Source organism: Pseudoalteromonas sp. QJM3NY_22 (assembly GCF_056173065.1).
The window spans coordinates 79,655-104,705 of the sequence record NZ_JBWBTZ010000003.1 but is presented as its reverse complement, the minus strand read 5'-3'; the positions used below and the strand labels follow the sequence as shown (position 1 = coordinate 104,705).

Below are 25,051 nucleotides of genomic sequence, written 5' to 3'. Positions count from 1 at the left end.
CTAAAAGTTCCATCCGATGATTTTTATTAACTTATAATAACGCAAGTACAATTGTGTGCATACACAAGTGCTAAAATAACATTTTATATTCAGGGAAAACTGATCTCTGCGTGTTTAAATTCGGGGAATTTCGATCTTTGAGAGGTCCCAATTCGGTGAAAGTTGATCTCTATCCATTTTACCAAACAAGTGCAGCCACAAAAGTACACTGTAAAAGCGGGGAAAGTTGATCTGAATATGCTCTTTTTGCAAAATTGGGCGTTTACTACAGATTAATCGGGTAAATTTGATCTGAAATTATAAGTTGTTGTTTTTTAATGTAATCGTTTTCTCATTTCTTATTTTTTATGTAGGGGAAAATTGATCTGAGTCATATAGACAAATTAAATTTAAACATGAATTTAGATTTGAGGTTTAAAGTTCGTTAATAGGGCTAATGTGTTTTATATATTTTTAACCATTATAAATCAGCATGTTAAGATAATTTAAATTGTAATTCATTAACTTTACAGATCAGAATTCCCCTTTATAAAAGAGTATTTCACCCTCTCATCTGAAATCTCTCCTTCGCCAGTTACTTAAACATGGCAAATTAGGGGGAAACTGATCTGTACAAGAGCTTACTAACTTTAAATCGGGAGTTTTTGTTCTGCCAGCTTAATATCTAAACAAACACCAAACGCTTCAATCCTCTGTGCATAACTAGAGAAACATTAGGGTAAATCTGATCTCTAACTCATGGAAACCTGATCTTTGTCGTTAAATCTGCAGAATTTGATACAAAGTCATCAAGCTATGTGGATAAATGTTGTTAATAAAATAGTGGAGATCTGATCCCACCGAATTGAATTAGCTCATTTTTGTTGTTAACCTGTTGATAAGTTTGATGTATAACAGTGTAAATTAAGGTAAACCTGATCTGTAATTAGGGTAGATATGATCTGTACCTCGGGGGATCTCGATCTGCTATTTTTAGATTTATTGAGGAATAACAATAAGATAAAGCCTTGTTAATTAGCCTTAACCCTATACCTAAGTATTTAACCATATTAACCTTATTTATAACCTTATGAGCTATCAGTTAAAATGAATGCCCAGTTTTATAGGGCAAATGTTATATAATGCCTCCATATAATCAGCGCATGAATGGTTTTCAAAATCATCCACCAAGATGAGCTTTTTACTTATCGCAAATGGGACAGTTAGCTTAATAGGCACATAAACATTCTCAATTGATGAACCCCATAATTTATATAGATTGGTCACATTAGATTGATAAGGACAAACTTTTATCGCTCTATAAATTATCAAGCTTATATCTGCGGTCGATGTTAAGTTTAGCTGATCGTTGTTATATCTTGATTTATTTTCAATTTGACAATCTGAGATATGTCTAAAATCTACATACCACTGTGTTATAAAAGCATATGAAATTACTACGTAGTCACTTTCATCAAGTACTTCTTCAAAAGTATCAAACCACGACATGACACCAAACAGTAAGATGGATAGCGCTATTATTTTTTTCATCATTTTCCTAAAAAGTTAATCAATAATCTAAAGTACCGTAAGCACTAATAAATAAAAGAAAAAACCCGATTAACTGTGAAAATTATCCCGCAAACAAGTTTTATCAATTACAAATATAGAAATACACCCACCTTAATGCAGAGAGTTATTAATCAGGAAACACAATTCAGTTTATTCTAAACTTTGCCGACTTTATCTGCAGGATATATTGCTTATGCTAATTTTGTGCTATTAAAATCCAAAGGCATAAGCAATGAACAAAATATCTAATATTAACCTAAGCGAATTAGCATTACTCGCAGATAAAAATACGCTTACAATCACACCGAATAATAGAACAGCAACTTGCTTAAGTAATAGGGTAATTGAACATGTGTTAAACCAAACAAGCAAGAATGCCTGTATTGCCCCCAATATAATGCCTTTAGATACATGGGTCTCCACTACATTTCTAACACTACGCACACAAAACATTACCCCATTTTGCAATTTATCAATGATAGGAGATAACGAATTAACAGCGTATTGGGTTAAAGCAATACATAATGACAAAATGGGCGAATCGCTAGTAAATCCCTCTGATTGGCTTTCAGAAGCCATGAATGCAGACAAAGTGCTTTCCCGCTGGGAAGTGACAAAGTACCAACCTGATAGCGCTTTAAGCGGTGCGTTCATGCGATGGAGAAGCAAAGTGCAGAAAGATATATTGACCAAAGGTTTTGTTACTAAGTCAATGGCAATAGAGTTACTAATCAACTCGATAAATAAAGGTGAAATTAAATTACCAAAGCGTGTTGCATTGTACGCTTTTGATGAACAACCCCCGCTATATAAGAAGTTATTCGCAGCAATACAACAAAAAGCCAAACTAAAACCAGTTAATCCTCTAACTTCCAGCAAAAATTGGCATTCTGTACCAACAGTCGATAATAATGATCAATTAACAATAGTGGCAAAATGGGCCTCTAAAATAATAGATAATGAGCCAACGAAAACTATTGCGATTGTGTCGCATGACTTGAAAGCTAAAAGAAATGAAATTGTTAAAAAATTAAATGATGTATTTGAGCCACAATGGCTTTTGCCATCAAATAAACCATATATAGCTCCCTACGATGTTTCATTAGGACTTACGCTAAAACAAATCCCATTATACCAACGGGCTCTCTACTACTTAAGTCTAACTAGCGAATTCGTGATGACTGAGCATGTACTCAACATTATTAATGACCCATTTATTGTTAATAGTAAAACTGAAAAAATGGCGCGTCGAAAGTTCGCAAGTAAAATGCGAGATAATCGAGCGCATAGAACATCATTAATGCAGCTTGCAATGAAATCATATTGCCCAAGCATATTTAGCAAGAGCTTAAATGAATTTGTAAGGATAAACACAACACATCCTGACAGACTTCTGCCAAGTAGGTGGGCGAACCTATTTAACAGTTCACTTAATGCGTTAGGGTGGGCGAGAGGCGTTGAGATAAGCGAAATGGAAGCTCTTGGTGCAGAAAAATGGAAATCAGTACTTGATAGTCTGAGCAGCTTAGATATGCACACTGGTGAAATATCACGCGAACTAGCTTGTAAACTGATAAATCAATACTGCCAAAACACCTTAGTAACCCCTGTAAGTAAAAACTCTCCGATTAGTGTATTGGGGTCACTTGAAGCCGCGGGTCTAAATTTTGATTATATTTGGGTTATAGATTGCGTTGATAATATTTTTCCTGCGCCAGCGAGCATCAATGGCTGCATACCGGCTCAGTTGCAAATTGACAAAAAAATGCCACACAGTAGTGGTGAACGTGAATATGAGTTCACACAGATGCTTTTCAATAGATATGCGAGTTCATGCAGTCGTCTCTATACAAGTTTTACTCTTAATGGCCCTTACGGTGCTCAGAAACCTGCAAGCATTCTCAGTAATGCCGACAGCATCATTGACTCCAAAGCCATAATAGACAATGACGTTATCGACTATCACACATTAACGTTCAAGCAGTTCAATGTTGCAACAAAAGAGGACAGCATCGGCAAATTAGAAATGAAAAATAACACGGTGCCAGGTGGAGTCTATCTAGTAGATAAAATTGGTCTTTGTATGATGCAAGCAATAACGAACTACAGGATGAAAATTACCGATCACACTCCAAACTATAACATGGGATTCACCAGTGCTGAAAAAGGTGTAATGCTGCACAATGCCTTAGAATCACTATGGGGGTCACTGATTGCATTACGTAAGAATAATAAATCAGACAGATACACGCTTGAAATAATTGATGAGAATGAATTAGCTAAACTTATAGTTAACGCTGTTGATATTGCATTCTTTTGGGTGGATAGAACTGATATACGTGAAGTTCTAATAGAGCAAGAACGTAGTTTAATGTGCGAAACATTAAACCAATGGATATCACTTGAACGAGAGCGTGATGATTTCAACATCATAGCGCTAGAAAAATCAGATTTTATAGATCTTGGTGGCATAAAATTAAAAATTAGAAAAGATAGGGTCGATCAAGCATTTAATTCTGATAATACTCACAAAATCCTTGCTCTAGATGTTAAAAGTAGAGAAGAATCTATTTGTCGTTCTTTTGGTAGGAACCCTAAATCCCAACTACCTCTAGCTGCAATAAGTGAAAATGCAGACGGCTTTGGGTATTTAAACGTTGTTCCTAACTCTCCTTCAATTAGTGGATTAATTAATAGCAATGACACACCTTATTTTAAGTCTGTCGCAACTCATCGATATAAAGCCTCTAATGACTGGGCAACATTGAAAGAACATTGGTTGAAATTATTTAGCGAGAACATAAATAGCTATGTCTATGGTGAAATGCAATACACTCCAAGCAGTGAAGGGTGTATGTATTGTGTAAAAAGAAGTCTATGCGAACATTCGGTGGCGTAATGAAAATAAGAGATGTAACAATTATAGTAGTTGTACTTACGTTAGTGGGTACATTACTTTTCTTGTTAAACAAGAAAGCATTAAAAATTGATAAAAGCAATGAACTACCAATGATTGTCTTTGATAACAAGGATAAATTATGGCAAATCGTCACTTATGATGATGATAATGTTACTGCTTTGGAGATTGATATTTATCCAAAATATTCCGAAAAGTATAAGAAGGTTTATATCAACTACCGGTCACAATTCGTATTTTTCAACGGTGAACCAATATTATTAAATAATGAGCCAATATTCTGGAACCGCCGCGGGGATGTAGTTGATTACAACTACAATGTGATTAATGAAAGCATGGTTTTTTATATTGATAAAATTGGCATGCCAGCTAACACAGCTATGACCCTTAAAAATTTAAAAATGAAGATCCGGTCAAATGTGCTAAGAGAACAAGATAAAATTAGAGAAACGCTATTAGAAAAGGTTACTTTAGATAAGGGTTAAAAATGATTTCCAGGTATATTCAAGAGCGAAAGTTAAAAAATTTGCTTTCAGAGCTTAATGTAAAACACAGAATGATCATGATATGCATAGTAGAAAACCACTTTGCCAGTTTGAATAGTGGAATATCAATATTTGGCTTAAGAGGGGAGGCTATACTTCCTAATTTTGCCGAGGGGAAATTAACTAAAGCAAAGTATGATGAAATAATTGAGTACCATACCCCATTGCTTATTTATAACCACCTAGCCATAAAATCGTACCCATCAATTAATGAAGCGGACACTACTTTAGATAAGTTAGAGACCAATCTAAACAAGCTGCAAAAAAATCCTTGGGTTGAAATACTATTAAAGGCATTTTACAAGGGGGAGCCGGTTACCAAACAGTCTCTTTTAAATCTTGAAATTGATCAAGCTGCCAAGTTAGAAATCTCAAGAGGGATATTTACATCTACATGCACAAATGAACTATTAAAATATCAAAAGCTTTGCAGAACTAAAGAAAACTCAAAAAAAATTAAAGACTGGCTTAAAACAAAATCAAAAGAAGTGGAGTGAGTTTATTGTGACTAATTTCTTAACAATAGTAATGGCGATCATGCCGTTGTCAGTGCAGACGGTGAATGAAGACATCGCTAGTGTAGTGTCACAAATTAACACTGATGTACCCTTTAAAGTTGATAATTCAACAACCTTAGTTGGGGCTGAGTTCGGTGGTGAAACCCTAATTTACTATATGCAAGTAGCTGGTGGGTTATCTGAGGGAGTATCGCCTGAAAATTTTAAAAAATCTACAAGAGAAAAGATTATCACTGATGCATGTGCAAATGAATCAGTGGCATACTTTTTTAAAAACAATGTTAGCATAGTTTATTCATACACTGACTTTGAAGGTATGCCACTCGGGAAAATTCATTTAGCAGAAACTGATTGTAAACCTTGAAGTTGTGCACTGTCATTTTCATCAACTTCAGGTACATCAATGCAATAGACAGTATGTAGTTTATCGTTAGCCAGATGTGATGAAGTTTCAAACACTCGAGTCTCCCAGTCTGAGCGACCAGCTTCGTCAGGTCTTACTGGCCAAGGGCTTTTAAATTTCAAGTTACGAGACTGAAGAACTTCTTTCTCCGGTGTCCACTCTCGAGTTTTACGATGAACGACAATTTCTGGTTTGCGCTCTTTACCGTATAAGAAGCCGCGTTTACATTGTAATACAAATTTAATATGCCCTGGTACAGCGTAATTAACACCATCAATTAATGCATACCTAGCTTTTTTAATATCCATTTTAATTACCTCTTACAATAGCGAATCCTTCTGCTAATTTATCCCTCAAGAATTATTACAATAATGCGCGGGGTAAAAATCACCAGCAACACTACGTAAGAAAATACAAAGCAGTATGTACAGTACACCCAAGAAACCTCTGATTATATGTACATACTGAGCTCAAATTAAACACACTTCATTAGCACAAACGAGTCTCATTCCTGACTTTTCAGTATTAATGAAACCTGAATATTGATTGTAAAGTGCCATAATATCGGAAAAAAGTAAATAAAAAACCATTAATATGTAACACATACAAAAACAACTAGTACTAAAGGGTTGCTTTATGATGGCTTGTTTTTAATCAGCAATATTAGTTGTATCTTTTATTACATTAACTGTTGCTTCAGGCTCAGCAACAGCAGCTTTGTTTGTGTCTAAATTATCTTCGCTTTGTTTACATAGACGCTCGACAAAAATTGGTATTACGATTGCTCTGAACTCATAAGCCAAATAAAAAGTAAGCAATGGACCTGATATTATTGCAATAACCCCCATTATACCGGTGAGAAACACCCCGAAAAGTGCTGAAACAGCACAACTAAACGCTGCTAATAAATATAAGGCAATAGATAGATTGAATAAAGTAATTAAGTAAGTATTGCTGCCAATTGTGAATTGAACATCAGTGTTTTTTAAGTTTGTAATCATTGTATTCTCCGTTGTTATAGAAAGTTAATATTTATGTACGCTACAGCGGCGCTTAAAGTTAAAATTTTTAATCCAGATAAATAATTCCGAATCAAGATTTCAGATAAAGAAAAAGATAAAGTTGAACAAAATAATGAGTTAAAAATTAATGTCACGAACTCAGGTTGTTGACTGGAAACAAATCTACAAACGTAATAAAAAGATAACACAAATGTAATCAAAGCTATTAACTGTAAGTAATGGCCATATAAAAACCTACTATCACCAGATAATTTGTAATATCCCAGTTTCGTAAAGTGCAAATGACGCTTTATACCAGCATCAATAAAAGCTTGTTTTATTTCTTCATTATTAGTCATGTATATTCCTGTAATCCACTAATCCGATACTCAAGCCCGAGTTCGTTTAGATAACGATTGTAGTTATGCCGGTTCCCTGTGGAAGTAATAATTGAGCGATTATCCCCCCTATAGATCTCGGTACCAATTTGAGTTGCTGAAATAATGTTGGCTTCATAAATAAATCGGGATGCGTAACCCTTATTGAAATAATCAACATCATTCATGTAACCTTTATATTCCTTGAGGCTTTTTATTAAGTCATGATCGATTGGAATGTGGAAAGTTAATTTCTTGCGAGCCCTGGTTACACCGACATAAAAAAGACGCCTTTCAACTTCAACTAAGTATTCATCATTAGCTGACTCAATTGATGGGCAGATACGTTCTTCACAATGAGCAATGATTACGTATTGCCAAGCTAGCCCCTTACTTTTATGTAAGCTACAAAACTGCAGAGCATTTTTGTCATCAGCCAAACTGACATTATTTTTTATATTATCAACAATCAAAACTGATTGTTGTGGGTTATCGCTTAGTGAAGAATAAAATGCTAACAAGGCGTCAAAGCGCTTTACTGGTTCTGTTGTTGACCGCCAGTATTTCTTTGCTAATACGCCTTTAATACCCGAATCATCTATAAGTCTGTTTAGCCTGTATGCAACATCGGTCTTTCTACTGCGCATTACTTTACAAAATGTTTTGGCGCGTCTTGCTATATTGCCAACAACATCGGGTTTCAGCTTTGTTTGAAATAATGTAAGAGCATCCAAAGCGCCATTGATATCGTCATTAATCAGGCTATTACAGACGTCAAAGAACTTTAGCTCTACATCAATCCAAAAATAAGATTTTAGAAAATATTCTAAAGCAGTTACTCGTTCTATATTTGAAGCTGTATCACTAAGTGCAACTAATGCAGAACGAATAAACTTACTATCTTCAGAGTGCAGTGCTGTCTTACTTTCTCCATTTATGTAGTATGGAATTCCATGTCTCAATAAGGCCAGCTCTAAGCTGAATGAGCTGCTGTAATTACGCATTAAAATACAGATATCTCGATATTGACCTTGATTAGTTAATACATAATCACTGATCTCTTTAATCAAATCTGGTTGCTCAGTATCTAAATGCAAACTGGTGTATGAGGCTATGCTGATTGTAGAATGAAGGTCCGGTCTACCTGAGACACTGAATTTTTCAATTCTACAATCGTTATTACTAATAATGTTATTGGCTATAAGAGCTATCGTATGGCCATAGCGAAACGATTTTGTTAAATAAAACTCCGATATATTATGAAAGTCGTTATTAGCTTCATCTTTTAGAAATCGTGGTTCCGCACCTGTGAAATCATAGATAGTTTGGTCATCATCACCAACCAGATTAACACGGCCTCTTGAACCACATATAATCTTTACTAGTTCATGACATGCTTGATTGGCATCTTGGTATTCATCGACAAGAATAACGTCATGTTTGTTAGAAATTTTGGCTATTACGCTTGGGTCCCTTTTACATAACATTACAATGTCGTAAATTAAATCAGAGAAAAACTGTATTTTTTCTGCATGCCTTTTTTCTTCTGACTTATAAAATGAGTTTATAAATGATAACTTTTCAGATGAGAATTTGAACTTTTTAAAAACTACCTCTGGTGGAAGAAGTGAAGATTTACATAATTCTACAAGCCTTATAAAACTATTAATAGTGTCTGAACTATCAACATTTAGCTGCTTATGAAGGTGCTCGGGTGTATAGGTTTTTAATGCTGTTCTATAAAAATTTTTATAATGAGCTTGATTCGGTGTAAATGTTGTTTTTTGAAGTAGGCCTTTTTTTATCAATATAAAACTTAATCTACGAGCAAACGAGTGGTAGGTTCTAACATCAGGAAGATTCATATATTGTAGTTGCGACATATCATCTACAAAGTTATTGACAGCTGAATCATTAAACATTATTACCAACAAACGTTCAGGCCTAATGTTTTTAGACAGTAAGTATCCTATACGATATATGAGCGCTGTTGATTTGCCAGATCCAGGAACGGCGATAACTTTTAAGTTAGCACATGGATCAGCTTTAATTATCGACATTTGCTCATTTGTGATTGATACGCCCATTAAGTGACTATTTCAGAAATTATTAATACTTGTTGCAAGTAAATATTGATACAGTTTAATGATCAACAATTAAGTCAGTATTTGTAAAAAAATGTCAGAATTTAGCGTATATCACCTTGATCACTTAAATCATAAGAATCGAGCCCTAATCAATAAAATTTTGAAGAGCAACCGCACATTAGATGAATCGATTTTACGTCAATACACTAGCAATCGTTATTATGAATTGCTGGTCCGTGATCAAAATATAGAAATTACATCGAGCACATTTATAAAAGATAAATGTGCAGCAGTATTAGAAGCATTAGAGCTTGGTTTGTATATACATATTGCAAACGTAAAGGCCAGCAATATAGTTGAGGCCATCAAATTAACGACCAGTATTAATAACTATTGGTTTATGAAAAAAACTAATAATCTGGAGTTTGTTGGTTTGTCAGAGAGGGATACGTCAACATATGATCTAATTGTCTATGAAAGTAAATTCTACTTAATTAATTCTTTAGGTTTTATCGACTTACAAAATAAGGCTATTGCAAAGTTTTAAGTTACTCACTTTTGAGTAATTCGACAAAGGAGACAAATTCACTATAGTTTATATTTGTTGGTACGTTTAGAAATGTAATGTGTCTGTTATGTTCAGGATGCCTATTTAAGAAATCTGATACACTTTGTGCAGGAATAATGTCAAGTTCTACACATTTTTCACTTATCCATTGATTATACAATGCTAACGCCCTCTTAGTTAAAACATTGGCCAAAACACAATCCCGCAGCTCTAGTTTTAAGATAGCCTTTTTTGGCCATGGGCCAAATTTATTTGTTAAACACAATTTTATAAATTCTTCATTAAACCGGCTAATCTCATCAATTGTTAGGGCGCTAAATGCACGTTTTATAAAGTTACGCGAATACTGATTGATACCATTAATTAATAGTTTTGCGCGAGCAGCTCTTTGGCTTTTTTGTTTCTTCAACACTTCTGCTTTGCTAATATCAGAAGAAGAGTACAAATCATTAGTCGCTATGAATTTTTTACATAATGACTCTACCTTCGAATCGCTGGGTGTTTTAAATATTCGATATGCATAATTATAAATTTTTGAGTCTTCTTTAGATAACTGACCATCAAGCCAGAGTTGTGTAACAGCTGTAGCAATAGAAAAAATACGGCAAGTTTCTCCTTTCGGATTTGTATTAAATTGCTTTTCATTTATTATTTCATTGATATATTTATCGACTAACTTGAATTGTTTTAGTAAGCGATAAATAACTTCAATCGGATAACCGTTTTTTACATTATGAGTTTCTTCTTGCCAAAAGGAAATTAAAGTAGATTTTAGTTGAGTTGGATCAGCTGGTGATGAATGATCATTCATAGACTTTGAGAGTAAATTTTTAATTGACCGGCGTTCAGTTAATATGAATTTTATTTCACTAATTCGCTTGCCAACACGTTGAGTAGAGCTATAGTCGTTTCTGGTGTATGAGAAAAAGTCATTGCGATGTAATCTGTTAATTGATCTTGACCGGATCAACAATTAACCAGAGAGACATCGCAATGACTGAAAATGATAATGTTATTTCCATTGAAAAACCAGACAATCCGTTAGAGCAGTTGCTTAAAAGCGGGGCGCAGCAGTTGTTAGCTCAAGCGATTGAGGCTGAGTTGGCTGTTTTATTGGCTCAATACCAGCATGAGACCGTCGAGGGACTTCAGCGGATCGTCAAAAATGGTCACCAGCCTGAGCGTACGATCCAAACAGGCCTTGGTGATATTGAGGTCAAAATACCTAAAGTCAGGGATCGAAAAAAGGAAGGCATTAAATTCAATAGTGCCTTGATCCCGCCTTATCTGAAACGGACAAAAAATATCGAAGAGCTGATCCCATGGCTCTATTTACGAGGAATTTCGACGGGTGATATGCAGCCCGCTTTAGTGTCTCTTTTAGGCGAGCAAGCCAAAGGTTTGTCGGCCAATAGTGTCTCTCGGTTGAAATCCACCTGGGAAACGGAGTATCAGCAGTGGTCTAAACGTTCCTTGGCTAAACGTCGATATGTGTATATCTGGGCCGATGGGATTTACAGTAAAATTCGAATGGATGATAAGCTGTGCTTACTGGTAATTATGGGGGTAGATGAAACGGGCAGAAAGGAGCTATTGGCGGTGGTTGACGGGGTTCGTGAGTCTGAGCAGAGCTGGACTGAAGTGTTAAATCAACTGCGCTCACAGGGTCTAACAATACCACCAAAATTGGCCATAGGGGATGGTGCGCTGGGGTTTTGGAATGCCCTCACCAAAGTATGGCCAACAACCCAACATCAACGTTGCTGGGTGCATAAAATCGCGAATGTGCTAAACAAAGTGCCGAAATCAATGCAACCTAAAATCAAAGCGAATTTACAAGATATCTGGATGGCAGAGAGTCGAGCTTCTGCTTATAAAGCGTATGATTTATTTGTTAAAAATTACTCAGTCAAATACCCAAAAGCGACGGATTGCTTGATGAAGGATAAAGATGAAATGCTGGCATTTTATGATTATCCTGCTGAGCATTGGATGCACATAAGAACGAGTAATCCGATAGAGTCAACGTTTGCGACGGTAAGGCTGAGAACGCATAAAGTGAAGAGTTGTGGCAGCCGGACAACCACCTTAATGATGGTTTTTAAACTCGCGCAGTCGGCAGAGAAAAAATGGTACCGCTTGCGAGGATTTAAGCTACTGGCTGAAGTAATTACAGGGGTAAAATTTAAAGACGGCGAAAGAATAACTCAAGATCAAACAGAGCATCAAGATGAGCTCATACACCAGATTTGACAATAACTCCGTTGAGTATCAATCCCTTCAATTTGAAAGTTCACGTATGGGTTAGCTTCGATTGCATTTATAGCGTGCTTTAAAACATCACGTTTAAATGTTTTAAAAATAGTATTTCCTTCATCATCATTATACGAATCTCCTAGACCCATAAATTCGCGTAATTGATTAACGTCAATATATTTAGTTTCGCCTAAACCGATGTAAGGCGTGCAGAATAAAACGAGATTTTTAGCATGTTCACCGCCTTTGCCCTTAAGTGAAATGAAGGTTCTCATTTCAATTATGAATTGCTCTTTATTGCCTTCCGTTTTAAGTATCTGTAATAACTCTCTTACTAATCTATATTTTAAGCTTGTCACATCATTTGATTGGTTGACGGTAATTTCAGTTGGACCTAGCAAATGAAATGAGCTTCTTTTCCTTTCGAATGTTTGCGGAAGATATTCATCTTGCTTTATGAGTGTAGTTTGCAACTCCTCTAAAAGTACTTCTAATCTCTTATATGATAAACGACCATCGAGTGCCTGCCATATGGCGCTCAAAGGCACAAATTGATCTTCTTCGCTAAAATCTTTATCACTTATATCGGCTAAGAGACTAGCCCAGACTTTGAATGAGCTAAAAGAAACTTTTTGATACATTTCCAGTATAGCTCGTGGAGCAATGAATACACGACTATCTAATAGCTCATTATTATTGTTCTGTTGAAATGCATTACTGCTCATTAGAACCTGCCTTTTTTGTAAAATTTGTCTCACCTGAAAGGCATCATACAGTCGGAAAAGTATGGATCAACAAAAAGGTCACTATTTTGAAAAAAAGTGACTCATTAAATAAAGTAAGTTTTAGTAATTAATAAACTTATGAAAAATAAAGATAACTAATAAATAAAGAGATCTTGATCTTAATATCTTAGTTAAGATCAAGATGGGATCTTAATTGTTGATCTCAAAAGGATCTAATGAAAGATTGCTGGTTTAAAGTGAGAGTATACCCACGTAAATCTAGTCATTATGTTCGTTCAGGTGAGTGAATCACCAATAGGTGAGAGCTATCCCATGTTTAAAACTGGTTACTACCGTGGAGAAACGATCACTTTACTGTGGTTATTGGATCACCAAATGGTTGGTTTTGCCATTAGTTAATAGAAGGTGCGAAGATAACCACGTAAAGGTGAGATATTTCCCACCTTCTTTAAAAGCTAAATTTTACGTTGTAATTGTCGCTACACCAACTTATAAGTTGGTGTAGCGACAAGTAATTAAGATTTAAGGTGAGTTATTAGTTACATAATTCACTAGTTTTGCATCAGGTGAGGTTGTTACTACATAATTTACCGGTTTAATCATTCGCTAGATTGATAGTCTGTCCTTCCTTTTCAGCTGGAAAAAATTGCTTTCCATTATCACGTTGCGGATTTAGTGCTACTAGCATGATAAAGACATATAAAATACGTGTCACACGTAGCTATAAGGCGGGAGTTACGGCCATATGTGATGGGGGAAAGTAGTAAAGGTGAGATATCTTCCACTGCATCCATGATGCAGGAAGTGCTTGCGGGGGACCGGTTCGGGCTCATGTGTGATGGGGGAAAGTAGTAAAGGTGAGATATCTTCCACTGCATCCATGATGCAGGAAGTGCTTGCGGGGGACCGGTTCGGGCTCATGTGTGATAGGGGAAAGTGGTAAAGGTGAGCTATCTTCCACTGCATCCATGATGCAGGAAGTGTTTACGGGGGACCGGTTCGGGCTCATATGTGATGGGGAAAAGTGGTAAAGGTGAGCTATCTTCCACTGCATCCATGATGCAGGAAGTGTTTGGGGATGACCGGTTCGGGCTCATATGTGATGGGGAAAAGTGGTAAAGGTGAGCTATCTTCCACTGCATCCATGATGCAGGAAGTGTTTTGGGAGGACCATATTTGATCGACTAGTTAAGTTAAACATATTGAGCAATAAGTTTCATTCCAAATATAGCGACTTTTGACTATTTCAATTTTGTTTTATTGCATTTTTTACCCTTAAATAAGTAGATTTTTATGCGGCCGTTAGTGAAGTAGATCATAGCTAAATAGAGGTCCACTGTGCCCCAAACTTGGTGAGTAATATTCTGTTGTGATATTTTTAGGATTTCGTCCAAAAAACCAGTCTAAACTGGGTTAATGATTTATGTGACTAGCCTTTATATTCTCTGCCTGCACCATATTTAGTGAAATAATCAACAGCAAATTGTTTGTTTTTCTGTATTTCCTCAATTCCACCAGCATTGTCAAACTCGGCTTTAGAAATGGAGACAAAAACAGGTTTCATTTGAAAACGTAAGCAAATAGTTAAAGCGATTGAGTTGTCAGCATTGTACAGCCAACCTACCGAAGTAATATTGTTAACATTCATTTATCTGTATTCCGTTGTTGTTTAATTTAGGTTTACCGTACCAGTCTTTATACAACATGCATTAAAAGACGCATTTAAATTTAATCCCACTTAATAAGCAAAAATGTTTGACAAATTATTCCAATATCATCCCTACCGTATTGCATGAATTGCCTTGTTATTGCATTGTGATAGTGTAATCTATATTGCATTGTTATGTATTAAGGTTATGCAACTAAATTATGTTGAGGCAGATATTTACTGAAAACGACATTGATTCACTCTTTAATAAAGCCTGTGCGGGTAAATATGAGCTTAAAGATAGATACCTAGTAAGCCAGCTCGCATACGTTCCTTTGTCGCTCACTGAGCACAATTTATTGCGTTTGCACCAGTTAATTAGCGATAAGGGCGAGGTCTACAGAAAGTGGGTTTTACCAGCCGCTTTTAGTCGAAATAAAAAAGACCGAATAATTGAAGTGCCAGAAGTTTTTTGCCAAGCGCTAGAGATCTATCTCGATTGGTACGAACGGCAAGAGCTGCCGCCAGAGTACAAGCATAACCTGAATACATACAGGGGTTTTAGCAAGTACGCGCCAGTGCTTCTTAGTGACAGATTGAGCGGCTTTGCTATGAGCGAGCGAGCCGTAAAAACTGGCATTAACATTCAGCCTACGAATCTGAGGGCAAAAGTTAATACGCTGCTCAAAAAAGCTGGCCTTGATTGGGCTACAGCGAAAACTTTTGAAGATTCGCTAGTCATTCATCTTGCGAAAAATGCGGAACATGGGGAGGTAGCTGATCTATTTGGCTACTCATCGAGACAAGTGGTAGCAGACAAATACAACGGTAATTTACTGCAATTATCAGACGCCATCAATAGCGTATATTCAAGAATTAAAATGACAGGACATTAGGAAGTTGAAAAAGTTTAAGTTTATAAACAATCAATCAAAAAAAGAGTTTCTAGCGTTGCCCGATAAAATTCAAAAGCGCTTTGCAAATGATTTAAACGCTATCTGTCAAAACAAAGAGCCATTTAGCAAGTTTAAGCACTTAAAGGAAAGTGTCGGTATTGGGGCGGTTGAGCTGATAGAGAACGGCAGACCAGCATACAGAACGATTTACGTTGCAAAGTTTGCCGATACAGTGTTCATCTTACATTCGTTTACCAAGACTACTAACGGAGTGGATAAACAGGCTATGGATACTGCGAAGACGCGGTATAAGCTAATGCAAAACGAAATAAAATAATTATATCAGCACTTGTATATATATCAGTGCTGATATATAGTGCTTATAAGTTAATCAACAAGGCTATTAAGATGACTCTTGAATACTCAAATATCTTTGATGCAATCACAGAAGATAAGGCAGAAGCCTCTGAACTACAGACGCGCTCAGATCTGATGATTGTTGTTCGTGACATTATCAATGCTAAGAATTGGTCACAGGCCGATGCAGCGATTCAATTAGGGCTAACCCAACCTCGCGTAAGTGATCTGGTTAATGGCCGAATTGATAAATTCAGCATTGATAAGCTAATGACTTGTTTGTATCGAATTGGTTTTCGCTTTAAACCGTCCTTTGCAGATGATCAGTTAACAATGGCTGTTGAAGCCGTTAAAGCACACTAGTTGAAGAATTTTAAGGATAAATAATGGACGACAAAGAGCCTGTTTGGGCTGCATCTTGTATGGAATGCGGTTTTGATAAGAGCTATACCGAAGAAGAAAATATACCTGAGTCTTGCCCTAAGTGTGGTGAGCATAAAAATTTTGACATAGTGCATTTACCATCACTCTATGAGTAAAGCGGTAACTTGCTTGGCTAACAAGGCAAATAGGAATAAAGAGATATAAATATGACGGTAAAGCGTAACGAACCATGCCCATGTGGGAGTGGTAAAAAATACAAGAAGTGTTGCTATTTGATTAACAATATTAATAAAAAGAGCAGCGAAACTCATGCTCTACCACCTTTTGTCACATGTAATGAGTGTGGCGGTAAGGCTCCAAAAAATACATTTGAAATCATGGACACCAATGGAATGGTAGGTATTGATTTGGCTATTGGCGCTGTCTGTGAAGATTGTAACGCGCCAACGTTTGCTATATCTGGCGAACCTAATGCAGTCCAAGATTTAATGCTAGTTTTAAAGGAAGAAATGGGTGGGTCAGTTGGCATTGACGCTTTTAAATAGAAACCAGTGGAATAGTTAAATCATGTCTGACAGTAATGAAAATGCTAAAATCGCTGGAAAATGGAACTTCGCAGCATCAATTGCATCGACGGTAATTGCGGGTGTGCTCGGTATTGTAGGCACTTATTTGACCATGCAAAATGGCAATCAATGGGATGAAAATCAAGTTTGCCTCTCTGCGTATAAACACTCCAATATCAAAGCTGTTGAAGCTGAAAAATTCTTGGAATACTCAAACTCCAAATTATATGCTAAATGGAACGAACAATCAGCTGTAATAGATTACATAGCGAATGGTATGGAAAGAAATGAAGCAGAAGCAAAGGCTAGAAGAGAGTTTGCCAGCTTAAATGACCGGCCTCAGGCCGTAAAAGAATACATAGAAAATGAACCAGAGATAACATTATCAGAACTTCAAAATATTAATAAAGGTTTAAGTTCTGACTGCATGGAGTCTTATAAAAATATTCTGAAAAAAATCTACGATGATGAAAGAATGAATCGTTAATTGATATATTGGAAATCAGGAGTCGAATAGTTATGGATTGGAAAAGTGAATATAAAGTGCCATTAATTAAGCTGTTAATACCTGAATCAAAACCCCTATTTCCACTGTTTTTTTTTCAGGGGTTTTCGTGGCTTATACATACATTAATAAATTGGTTTTATGGGTTTTAGCACTTCCACTAGTGATATTCTGCTTATGGTTATATGTAAAATACGAACATAACATAAAAGCATTTTTAAATAAAAACACATTGTCGCTGCAAGCAAACCGTGACAAGCGCTAGATAATTATATCAGTCACTTACAGATAACCTGCAACCATTCACTGACATAAAATACAACCATACGATGACATAGCAATTAAAACTTATGTGTGTGGACACATGGTTTTAGGCTATCGTTGGCAAATAGCTATCGTCAGTACGTAAATAAAGGTATAGGTAGAATTTCAGTATTTACGATTGTAGAACGGAATTTCAACCTATCCTAATACTTGGTTTTCACTCAAACCGAACTTCGTAAAAGTGCCATAAGCGGGCATTGATAACGCTTCGCTCTGCCGCTCATCAGCAGCAGAGCCTTGTTAAGCTATTTTTTTTCGATAACTCACTGATTAAAAAGGCTTTCCATAGTACCAATTTCAAGCATCGCTTTTACCAAAGACTTCAACAGCAAATCTGATGCTTCGTACAAACCAGCCAAAGCTATGGAAAAATCCATGACCTTCAGCTCTGAGATAATTTTATACTGATGTAGGGCGTCGGCCTCTCTATGAGCAATAGTGTTGTGCCTTGCCTCAGAAATTTCATTTTCAATTGCTTTTCTTGCTTTCTTTAATTTTTTTAGGGCATCGACAACCATATTCTTTGAAGAATCAGACAATCCTGTCGATTCGTATATAAACTGCATTCGCCGTCCAGTAACTTTTCCCATATCCCACTCATAAATAGTTAAAAGCAGTGCACGTAACGCAATATTCCTTTTTGTCTCATTAGGATGAGCGAAAGCATCAGCTTTTAAAGCTTGGATATCTCTCTCAGCAAGCAAGAAATACAGGCCAATATTTAAAAACTGCTTTGTCGCAGGAAACAGCTCCTCGTTGACCTTCTTGCATTCTTTTACTGTAGTTTCTATAGCTCCGTTTATAACTTTATCTTTTGCTTTAAATTCTTTTTCCAATTTACGGTAAAGTCGCCACAAGAAAAAAGCTTTTATCTGCCGCCCAAAATTTCTGTGGAATTTCATTCGAAACCACCGCTCTTGAACGCTTCTATCTTTATCGAAAAACCGACTATTGAGCATCAAACTTCCATTGGTTTATTGCCTAACGAGGCTGTAGAATAACTCCAACAGCCAAATCTAATTAAAAATCGAATTCCTGTAATTAACGCTAAGCGCTTTTAAAGCATTAGGTAATGCATTTTTTGGAACCCATAAAACAGGCTGATTTTTTTAAAAAGAGTAATTCTACAGCCTCAACGCCAAGTTAAGGTGTCACAACCGTGTGCCATAATCGTGAGCGAAGCGAAACCAGCACACGTTTGGAATCACTCTTGAACGTTTTGTTAGTTTTATTTATATTTCGAAGGTAAATATTGATTTAAAACCACAATCAACACGATGTTGGATAATTTTATGAACTGACTCATGCAACTCGTCAAACCTTTGCTTCTCTCGAATCACTTCATCCATATTTTGTCTACTGCTTACAAAATGGAATAATTGATTGTTCAAAACTGAGGATATCACACTAATATCGTCCAGTGACTTATTCAAAGAGTTGTAGTTTTCTTCAGCCTCTTTAGCTAGACAAACATTCCAGAATGATAACTCTCTATTAGATTTATAAAGGTTTCGTCTTGCTTGATATAAGTTGCCCCAAACAATATTAAGATGCTCAATACGTTTGATTGATACATCTTTATCCTCAACCATCAATCCTGCTGTAGGACAAATATGATCATAATGAAATCGCAACTCATGTAAGTTTTCTTCTATTTCATCTATAGCAGCGATGTATTTTTTGGCGACTAAATATGAATCCTCCTTTCGCTTGCTATTTAACCATTGAAAGTAGGTATAGAAACCAAAAATAAAACCAAGAGATGTAATAACTAAAGTACCAACATCAGTCCATTTGACCCCGTCAAACATAGCCTCTCGATTCGTAACACCAATGAAAAAGCCACAAGCTACCAGATACAATCCAACAACAACCGCAAATATGAATAATTTTTTCAACTAGTTGACACCTTTAATTCTGAAGAACTCAAATATAAAACTAACATTTTATAGTCTGCTCATCGCGCATATTTCTGTCAACTTAACACTCATCCATCTACTTTTAACAAATAACCTAAGGTATTACTATCACTAAGTATTCTAAAAATTTTAAGTTAAGTTAGATGAACAAATATGCGCGCAGTGCCCATTTTCATTAATATATGCGCAAAAAGCAGTTTAACCGATCAATTAAAGACGATACTTAGCCAATCTGAATGACCGGTTATCGCTCATACCCGAATTTTTTTGTAGCAAGCTAAGCTTAAAACTCCATAAACACCGGAGTACAACTAATGCACCAGTTAACTATATATCAGCCTAAAGAGCCTTGGAATAAAAATAAGCTTGTAGGACAAAAGTTACCTTTAAAATTACAGCAAATATGGGCTATCCGAATACGACTAGAACTTTTTCATAAAATAAGAGATCTAGCACTATTTAACCTAGCCATAGATAGCAAACTAAGAGGGTGTGATTTAGTTTCACTAAAAGTTAATGACATCGCTCATGGTAAAACAATCCAATCAAGGGCAATAGTCGTTCAAAAAAAGACTGGTATGCCTGTTCAATTTGAAATTACTGGAAATACAAGGAAATCAATTGTGGCGCTCATAGAGCAATTTACTCTCAATTCTTATGATTACTTGTTTAAGTCACGAATTCATTCCTCTGAACACCTTTCAACCCGTCAATATGGACGTATAGTTGATTCTTGGGTCACCTCAATTGGATTAGAGTTATTGTCAAATCTGGTGTATGAGCTCATCTTGATGCTCTGTTTGATCTTGAGTTATTCTTTCGCCGTCTTTAAATTTTACCCCTGTAATTACTTCAGCCAGTAACTTAAACCCTCGCAAGCGGTACCATTTTTTCTCTGCCGACTGCGCGAGTTTAAAAACCATCATTAAGGTGGTTGTCCGGCTGCCACAACTCTTCACTTTATGCGTTCTCAGCCTTACCGTCGCAAACGTTGACTCTATCGGATTACTCGTTCTTATGTGCATCCAATGCTCAGCAGGATAATCATAAAATGCCAGCATTTCATCTTTATCCTTCATCAAGCAATCCGTCGCTTTTGGGTATTTGACTGAGTAATTTTTAACAAATAAATCATACGCTTTATAAGCAGAAGCTCGACTCTCTGCCATCCAGATATCTTGTAAATTCGCTTTGATTTTAGGTTGCATTGATTTCGGCACTTTGTTTAGCACATTCGCGATTTTATGCACCCAGCAACGTTGATGTTGGGTTGTTGGCCATACTTTGGTGAGGGCATTCCAAAACCCCAGCGCACCATCCCCTATGGCCAATTTTGGTGGTATTGTTAGACCCTGTGAGCGCAACTGATTTAACACTTCAGTCCAGCTCTGCTCAGACTCACGAACCCCGTCAACCACCGCCAATAGCTCCTTTCTGCCCGTTTCATCTACCCCCATAATTACCAGTAAGCACAGCTTATCATCCATTCGAATTTTACTGTAAATCCCATCGGCCCAGATATACACATATCGACGTTTAGCCAAGGAACGTTTAGACCACTGCTGATACTCCGTTTCCCAGGTGGATTTCAACCGAGAGACACTATTGGCCGACAAACCTTTGGCTTGCTCGCCTAAAAGAGACACTAAAGCGGGCTGCATATCACCCGTCGAAATTCCTCGTAAATAGAGCCATGGGATCAGCTCTTCGATATTTTTTGTCCGTTTCAGATAAGGCGGGATCAAGGCACTATTGAATTTAATGCCTTCCTTTTTTCGATCCCTGACTTTAGGTATTTTGACCTCAATATCACCAAGGCCTGTTTGGATCGTACGCTCAGGCTGGTGACCATTTTTGACGATCCGCTGAAGTCCCTCGACGGTCTCATGCTGGTATTGAGCCAATAAAACAGCCAACTCAGCCTCAATCGCTTGAGCTAACAACTGCTGCGCCCCGCTTTTAAGCAACTGCTCTAACGGATTGTCTGGTTTTTCAATGGAAATAACATTATCATTTTCAGTCATTGCGATGTCTCTCTGGTTAATTGTTGATCTGGTCAAGATCAATTAACAGATTACATCGCAATGACTTTTTCTCATACACCAGAAACGACTATAGCTCATTGGATTAGATAAGACTCAATATGGCACTCATTCTATGAGACGTACCAAACCATCACTAATTTACAAAAAAACTAAAAATTTAAGAGCCTGTCAGCTTCTACTTGGCCATAGAAAACTAGAGAGCACTGTCAGGTACTTGGGAATAGAAGTTGATGATGCGTTAGAAGTATCAGAACAGATCGATGCTTAAATTTGAACCTAAGCCAGACTCGAAGTTAGAGTCTGGCACGTATCAATTGTTATCACTCAGCAACGCCTAAATTTAGCGTGAGAATTCGCTCAGAGGGTTAAAGTCACGCCAGCGCTATTTGCTGGCGATAAGATTTGATTGTTAGCTGTATTACTTTACAGGCTACCTGATGACCATCTATTTTTTGCTTAGCTTCAAGTCCGTATTTTGCTCCTTGATCTCAGCGATAAAAATTGAATTATTGGCGACAGCCAGTTCCAGCGCACGCTCAGATGCAATTAACGCATCAGGTAAATTCTTATTCAAACTGTAAGCTGTTGCTAAACTATCCCACAGTATCTCTGAATTAGGAAAAGTCTCAGTACCTTTTTCCAAAATTTCAACGCCCCATGCTGGCTTATCTTCATACGTAGCTTTGAGCCCATAAACATTATACTGATGTGCCGATAAAGGGAATGCATAACCGAACTCTTTAGCTTTATCCTCATAAAATTTTATTAGGTTCGACAGAGGCATGATATCAATCTCAGGTACCGCATTCCAATCAGAAAAAATAGCTTGTAACCCTTTTGCCATTCCTACTACGGGAGTGGTGTCGTGTGTTTCATCGGGGAACCTTGCGTACTTATAATAAAGCCCTGATTTTGATTTTTTTTCCAATGCCAATAATATGCGATCAAAAGCTTCGGGCATTTCGTTCGGCTCACTTGCCATACTTAGAAACCATCGAAAAGTTTTTGCTCCACTGGTTGAGTGCTTCTTTTCAAAGTCTGTAACTATTGTAGCTTCATCCCACCAAAGACTTGGGCTAATGGATATCGCAGCATTAAATTTAGTATTACCTTTAACTGCAAGGTAACTGGTATATAGACCAGAAAGTGAGTGGCCTGCGATAACATAATAAGGCGCAACTCTATATTGCTTATTAAGTTGGTTTAATAACTCTTCTTGTAGGAAACGCGTGAGTAAGTCAGCTTTACCGGCTCGACCGACAAATGCTTCAGGCTCAGTATGAGTAAAAAATGCTAATCTATTTTTTAGACTTACACCTACAACAATCATTTCCGGTATTGCTGCATAAGTGCTGTAAAAATGCGCGCTAGCTGCCGCGTGATTGAATTGAGTGGCGCCATCTAATACAACTAGTACAGGGTATGAAAAGTTATCAGAATGTCGATAAGTGTCTGGTAACGATATCTGAACGGTAACGTCTTTTCCTAGGAACTCAGAATTTAGACTCAAGCGGTCATACTGCGCAAGAGCTTGAGTAGAATTTAAAAAAAATAAAACGATTAATATAAATCTCATTGGATACCTTTAAAGTTAACGGCTTATTCAACACCATTTAGATGGTTTATAACACACGAAAACAGCGGTTAATAATGTTATCAGACAAAATTAGGCTCCTACTCAAAGAAGTAGGAATAAATTTAACTTTTTCAGTGTCTGCTTATCGCTCAAAGCCGCCCTTAGAAAATTTAAGGCTAACGTCCCCAATGCGAACTAAACAGTCCTTTTTGCAATATCATAGAATAAAAATTCTACATGGCTAAATTCAACGTCATAAGGGCAGTAGCTACCACATTCGAGATATTGACCATTTATATGAAATAGTATATTAAAATTAGATTTTTAATCGATAAGCCAGCTTTAAACAGAGAGTAATAATTCGATAAAATGAAAAACAAGCCAATGATGAACACAATTAGTTAAATTTCTACCCCTTACCAATAAATTTCTTTACTGTTTTAAATTTTTAAGTCTATAGTTATTATAAAGGTGAATAAACAACTTAAACCATTACAAAAGGTATACATATGTTCATTAAACCAGGACCGAAAAGAGAAAATGATGATGGAACGCCGGATAAAAGACAACGTACTAACACACCAAATAAACATAAGCCGTTAAAACCACATGATCACAAACCAGGTGATTAACTTAGACCTAAATTTTTTAAGTTATTATAATTTCGTTCCCCATTTTATGGGAAAATAAAACCCAAGTTTTCTTGGGTTTTTTATTTTGGCCTTTATTTTTCTACTTTACTATCCAACTCATTGCGGGGCAAGTATGCTTTACTTATTCCTAGGATGTTTACTCACCATTATTAATTGGGAAACTTAATACTCTCTAAAAACAGAGTGAATAACCTTAAATATAAATCTACTTATTAAATCAAAAATAAAATATCAGTCCTCAAATAAAAGGCTGGTTTTATATTTCTAGTAACTGCCTTTTCGGCAGAAGTACATTAACATAAACATCGAAACGATTGTTTTTATCTTCAGCTGCCTACTCGGCAGGTCACTTCGCCACCTAGACCTGCCTCTTTATGGTCAAATTATCAGCTGCCTACTCGGCAGGTCACCAAGCCTTCATTTAGCTGCTGCAAAAATGCAAATTATCAGCTGCCTACTCGGCAGGCCACATCAAAATAGATAAATGTATTTTTATAATTCATATAATTAAAAAGAAAATTCAATTTTAACCATATTTTAATGCTTGCTCAGAGGGCATTAATATCAACGACTTATAATAAAGACAAAAATAAAGGTTAATTACTTTCTATTAAGGGTGATAAATCAGGAACCGTGCCTTTAAACTTTTCATTTGAGGCAAAACCATAATTACTAAAAGTTGGCTCTGCTTGGCAGTCGGCATTTTGCTTTTGAATATGAAGAATATAATCCTCTTGTGAGCTCTTGCTAGTCATGGCTACCCTATGAAAAATATCAACCTCTCTTGGAGCTACGAGCTTTTCAGGGTTAAAGTCTTCACCTCTTGCTAAGGCTCTTTTTTGCAGACGCTTTAATCTTCTTCTACTTTCACCTGTAAATATTTTTGCTACCGCCTGATTACGTATAAAACGTATTTCTTGGCAGTCTTCAGGTACGGCTAAAACTTGGCTTAATTTAAAAAAGCCACAATCTTGCATGTCAACAAAATACGCTTGCTCTTTAAGGCTGTTTAAAATCTCCATATCCGTATGAACAAAAGCAATTACATTACCAATTGATGAATCAGACCAATTAGGAAACGTAACTCCCATTCCTTCAATATTATGCTTCAAAATAAACCCATGCATGATAGAAATACAGCGTCCAGTAAGCAGCGCTAGGTTTGCTTGTTTTGGTAAAAAGTGGATTATGAAATAATACCTTTGCATA

25 protein-coding genes and 2 pseudogenes are annotated in these 25,051 nt (G+C 36.4%); 14 read left to right on the top strand and 13 right to left on the bottom strand.

The window, feature by feature from the left end; translation table 11 throughout:
• Positions 1-1,077 precede the first annotated feature (1,077 nt).
• Positions 1,078-1,533, bottom strand: a complete 456-nt coding sequence (locus tag AC0VZ4_RS25605) for a hypothetical protein (protein ID WP_475442283.1) — start codon at positions 1,531-1,533, stop codon at positions 1,078-1,080.
• A gap of 250 nt (positions 1,534-1,783) precedes the next feature.
• Between AC0VZ4_RS25605 and AC0VZ4_RS25600 the strand changes: the two genes are divergently transcribed.
• Genes AC0VZ4_RS25600 through AC0VZ4_RS25585 form a run of 4 tightly spaced genes read left to right on the top strand, consistent with a single transcriptional unit; the run spans position 1,784 to position 5,895 of the window.
• Positions 1,784-4,450 carry a PD-(D/E)XK nuclease family protein gene (locus AC0VZ4_RS25600; RefSeq protein ID WP_475442282.1) on the top strand — a complete coding sequence of 889 codons (2,667 nt, stop codon included), beginning with the start codon at positions 1,784-1,786 and terminating at the stop codon, positions 4,448-4,450.
• The gene (locus AC0VZ4_RS25595; protein ID WP_475442281.1) at positions 4,450-4,953 is read left to right on the top strand and encodes a hypothetical protein; all 504 of its coding nucleotides are present in this window, start codon (positions 4,450-4,452) and stop codon (positions 4,951-4,953) included. The genes AC0VZ4_RS25600 and AC0VZ4_RS25595 overlap by 1 nt, the downstream gene beginning before the upstream one ends.
• A gap of 2 nt (positions 4,954-4,955) precedes the next feature.
• Positions 4,956-5,510, top strand: a complete 555-nt coding sequence (locus AC0VZ4_RS25590) for a hypothetical protein (RefSeq protein WP_475442280.1) — start codon at positions 4,956-4,958, stop codon at positions 5,508-5,510.
• Positions 5,511-5,517: 7 nt separating this feature from the next.
• A complete protein-coding gene (locus AC0VZ4_RS25585) occupies positions 5,518-5,895 on the top strand; it encodes a hypothetical protein (protein WP_475442279.1) in 378 nt (125 codons plus the stop codon).
• Here the strand turns inward: AC0VZ4_RS25585 and AC0VZ4_RS25580 are convergent.
• The 4 genes from AC0VZ4_RS25580 to AC0VZ4_RS25565 form a co-directional block, all read right to left on the bottom strand.
• The gene (locus AC0VZ4_RS25580) at positions 5,865-6,242 is read right to left on the bottom strand and encodes a hypothetical protein (RefSeq protein ID WP_475442278.1); all 378 of its coding nucleotides are present in this window, start codon (positions 6,240-6,242) and stop codon (positions 5,865-5,867) included. The genes AC0VZ4_RS25585 and AC0VZ4_RS25580 overlap by 31 nt on opposite strands.
• Positions 6,243-6,584: 342 nt before the next feature.
• Positions 6,585-6,935, bottom strand: coding sequence for a hypothetical protein (locus AC0VZ4_RS25575; RefSeq protein WP_475442277.1), 351 nt, complete (start codon positions 6,933-6,935; stop codon positions 6,585-6,587).
• A 14-nt stretch (positions 6,936-6,949) separates the two neighbouring features.
• A complete protein-coding gene (locus AC0VZ4_RS25570) occupies positions 6,950-7,294 on the bottom strand; it encodes a hypothetical protein (RefSeq protein WP_475442276.1) in 345 nt (114 codons plus the stop codon).
• The gene (locus AC0VZ4_RS25565) at positions 7,291-9,399 is read right to left on the bottom strand and encodes an ATP-dependent helicase (RefSeq protein ID WP_475442275.1); all 2,109 of its coding nucleotides are present in this window, start codon (positions 9,397-9,399) and stop codon (positions 7,291-7,293) included. Before AC0VZ4_RS25565 ends, AC0VZ4_RS25570 begins: the two co-directional genes overlap by 4 nt.
• 91 nt (positions 9,400-9,490) lie before the next feature.
• Between AC0VZ4_RS25565 and AC0VZ4_RS25560 the strand changes: the two genes are divergently transcribed.
• Complete coding sequence (locus AC0VZ4_RS25560) at positions 9,491-9,946, top strand: hypothetical protein (protein ID WP_475442274.1); 456 nt, start codon at positions 9,491-9,493, stop codon at positions 9,944-9,946.
• Between the two features lies 1 nt (position 9,947).
• Here AC0VZ4_RS25560 and AC0VZ4_RS25555 read toward each other — a convergent pair whose 3' ends face one another.
• Positions 9,948-10,778: a hypothetical protein gene (locus AC0VZ4_RS25555; RefSeq protein WP_475442273.1), complete on the bottom strand. Its 831-nt coding sequence runs from the start codon at positions 10,776-10,778 to the stop codon at positions 9,948-9,950.
• Between the two features lie 182 nt (positions 10,779-10,960).
• Between AC0VZ4_RS25555 and AC0VZ4_RS25550 the strand changes: the two genes are divergently transcribed.
• On the top strand, positions 10,961-12,220 hold the full coding sequence (locus tag AC0VZ4_RS25550) for an IS256 family transposase (RefSeq protein ID WP_475439694.1): 1,260 nt from the start codon (positions 10,961-10,963) through the stop codon (positions 12,218-12,220).
• Here AC0VZ4_RS25550 and AC0VZ4_RS25545 read toward each other — a convergent pair.
• Entirely contained in the window at positions 12,193-12,948 is a 756-nt protein-coding gene (locus AC0VZ4_RS25545) for a replication initiation protein (RefSeq protein WP_475442272.1), read from the bottom strand. The two genes, AC0VZ4_RS25550 and AC0VZ4_RS25545, sit on opposite strands and share 28 nt — an antisense overlap.
• Before the next feature lie 1,450 nt (positions 12,949-14,398).
• Positions 14,399-14,617, bottom strand: a complete 219-nt coding sequence (locus AC0VZ4_RS25540; RefSeq protein WP_475442271.1) for a hypothetical protein — start codon at positions 14,615-14,617, stop codon at positions 14,399-14,401.
• Between the two features lie 221 nt (positions 14,618-14,838).
• Here AC0VZ4_RS25540 and AC0VZ4_RS25535 point away from each other — a divergent pair, with 221 nt between their 5' ends.
• From AC0VZ4_RS25535 to AC0VZ4_RS25510, 6 genes are all read left to right on the top strand, one after another.
• A complete protein-coding gene (locus tag AC0VZ4_RS25535; RefSeq protein WP_475442270.1) occupies positions 14,839-15,513 on the top strand; it encodes a hypothetical protein in 675 nt (224 codons plus the stop codon).
• Between the two features lie 4 nt (positions 15,514-15,517).
• Positions 15,518-15,850, top strand: coding sequence for a type II toxin-antitoxin system RelE/ParE family toxin (locus AC0VZ4_RS25530; RefSeq protein WP_064663921.1), 333 nt, complete (start codon positions 15,518-15,520; stop codon positions 15,848-15,850).
• A 71-nt stretch (positions 15,851-15,921) separates the two neighbouring features.
• Positions 15,922-16,233: a helix-turn-helix domain-containing protein gene (locus tag AC0VZ4_RS25525; protein ID WP_442449501.1), complete on the top strand. Its 312-nt coding sequence runs from the start codon at positions 15,922-15,924 to the stop codon at positions 16,231-16,233.
• 23 nt (positions 16,234-16,256) lie between these two features.
• Positions 16,257-16,409, top strand: a complete 153-nt coding sequence (locus AC0VZ4_RS25520) for a hypothetical protein (RefSeq protein ID WP_197487266.1) — start codon at positions 16,257-16,259, stop codon at positions 16,407-16,409.
• A 51-nt stretch (positions 16,410-16,460) separates the two neighbouring features.
• On the top strand, positions 16,461-16,799 hold the full coding sequence (locus AC0VZ4_RS25515; protein ID WP_475442269.1) for an SEC-C metal-binding domain-containing protein: 339 nt from the start codon (positions 16,461-16,463) through the stop codon (positions 16,797-16,799).
• 22 nt (positions 16,800-16,821) lie between these two features.
• Positions 16,822-17,307 carry a hypothetical protein gene (locus AC0VZ4_RS25510; protein WP_475442268.1) on the top strand — a complete coding sequence of 162 codons (486 nt, stop codon included), beginning with the start codon at positions 16,822-16,824 and terminating at the stop codon, positions 17,305-17,307.
• A 605-nt stretch (positions 17,308-17,912) separates the two neighbouring features.
• Here the strand turns inward: AC0VZ4_RS25510 and AC0VZ4_RS25505 are convergent.
• Together AC0VZ4_RS25505 and AC0VZ4_RS25500 are read right to left on the bottom strand one after the other, a co-directional pair.
• Positions 17,913-18,551 (bottom strand): hypothetical protein, encoded by a 639-nt coding sequence (locus AC0VZ4_RS25505; RefSeq protein ID WP_475442267.1) that lies wholly within the window; start codon positions 18,549-18,551, stop codon positions 17,913-17,915.
• A 330-nt stretch (positions 18,552-18,881) separates the two neighbouring features.
• The gene (locus AC0VZ4_RS25500) at positions 18,882-19,547 is read right to left on the bottom strand and encodes a hypothetical protein (protein WP_475442266.1); all 666 of its coding nucleotides are present in this window, start codon (positions 19,545-19,547) and stop codon (positions 18,882-18,884) included.
• 335 nt (positions 19,548-19,882) lie between these two features.
• Here AC0VZ4_RS25500 and AC0VZ4_RS25495 point away from each other — a divergent pair.
• Positions 19,883-20,326: pseudogene (locus AC0VZ4_RS25495) on the top strand (site-specific integrase); the annotation flags it as partial.
• 6 nt (positions 20,327-20,332) lie between these two features.
• On the opposite strand, the gene AC0VZ4_RS25490 reads toward AC0VZ4_RS25495, so the two are convergent.
• Complete coding sequence (locus AC0VZ4_RS25490) at positions 20,333-21,592, bottom strand: IS256 family transposase (protein ID WP_475439694.1); 1,260 nt, start codon at positions 21,590-21,592, stop codon at positions 20,333-20,335.
• Between the two features lie 112 nt (positions 21,593-21,704).
• Here AC0VZ4_RS25490 and AC0VZ4_RS25485 point away from each other — a divergent pair.
• A pseudogene (locus AC0VZ4_RS25485) lies at positions 21,705-21,881 on the top strand (integrase); the annotation flags it as partial.
• A 177-nt stretch (positions 21,882-22,058) separates the two neighbouring features.
• On the opposite strand, the gene AC0VZ4_RS25480 reads toward AC0VZ4_RS25485, so the two are convergent.
• Positions 22,059-23,189 (bottom strand): alpha/beta hydrolase, encoded by a 1,131-nt coding sequence (locus tag AC0VZ4_RS25480; RefSeq protein WP_475442265.1) that lies wholly within the window; start codon positions 23,187-23,189, stop codon positions 22,059-22,061.
• A gap of 1,249 nt (positions 23,190-24,438) precedes the next feature.
• On the bottom strand, positions 24,439-25,050 hold the full coding sequence (gene cas6f / locus AC0VZ4_RS25475; RefSeq protein ID WP_475442264.1) for a type I-F CRISPR-associated endoribonuclease Cas6/Csy4: 612 nt from the start codon (positions 25,048-25,050) through the stop codon (positions 24,439-24,441).
• Position 25,051: the final 1 nt, after the last annotated feature.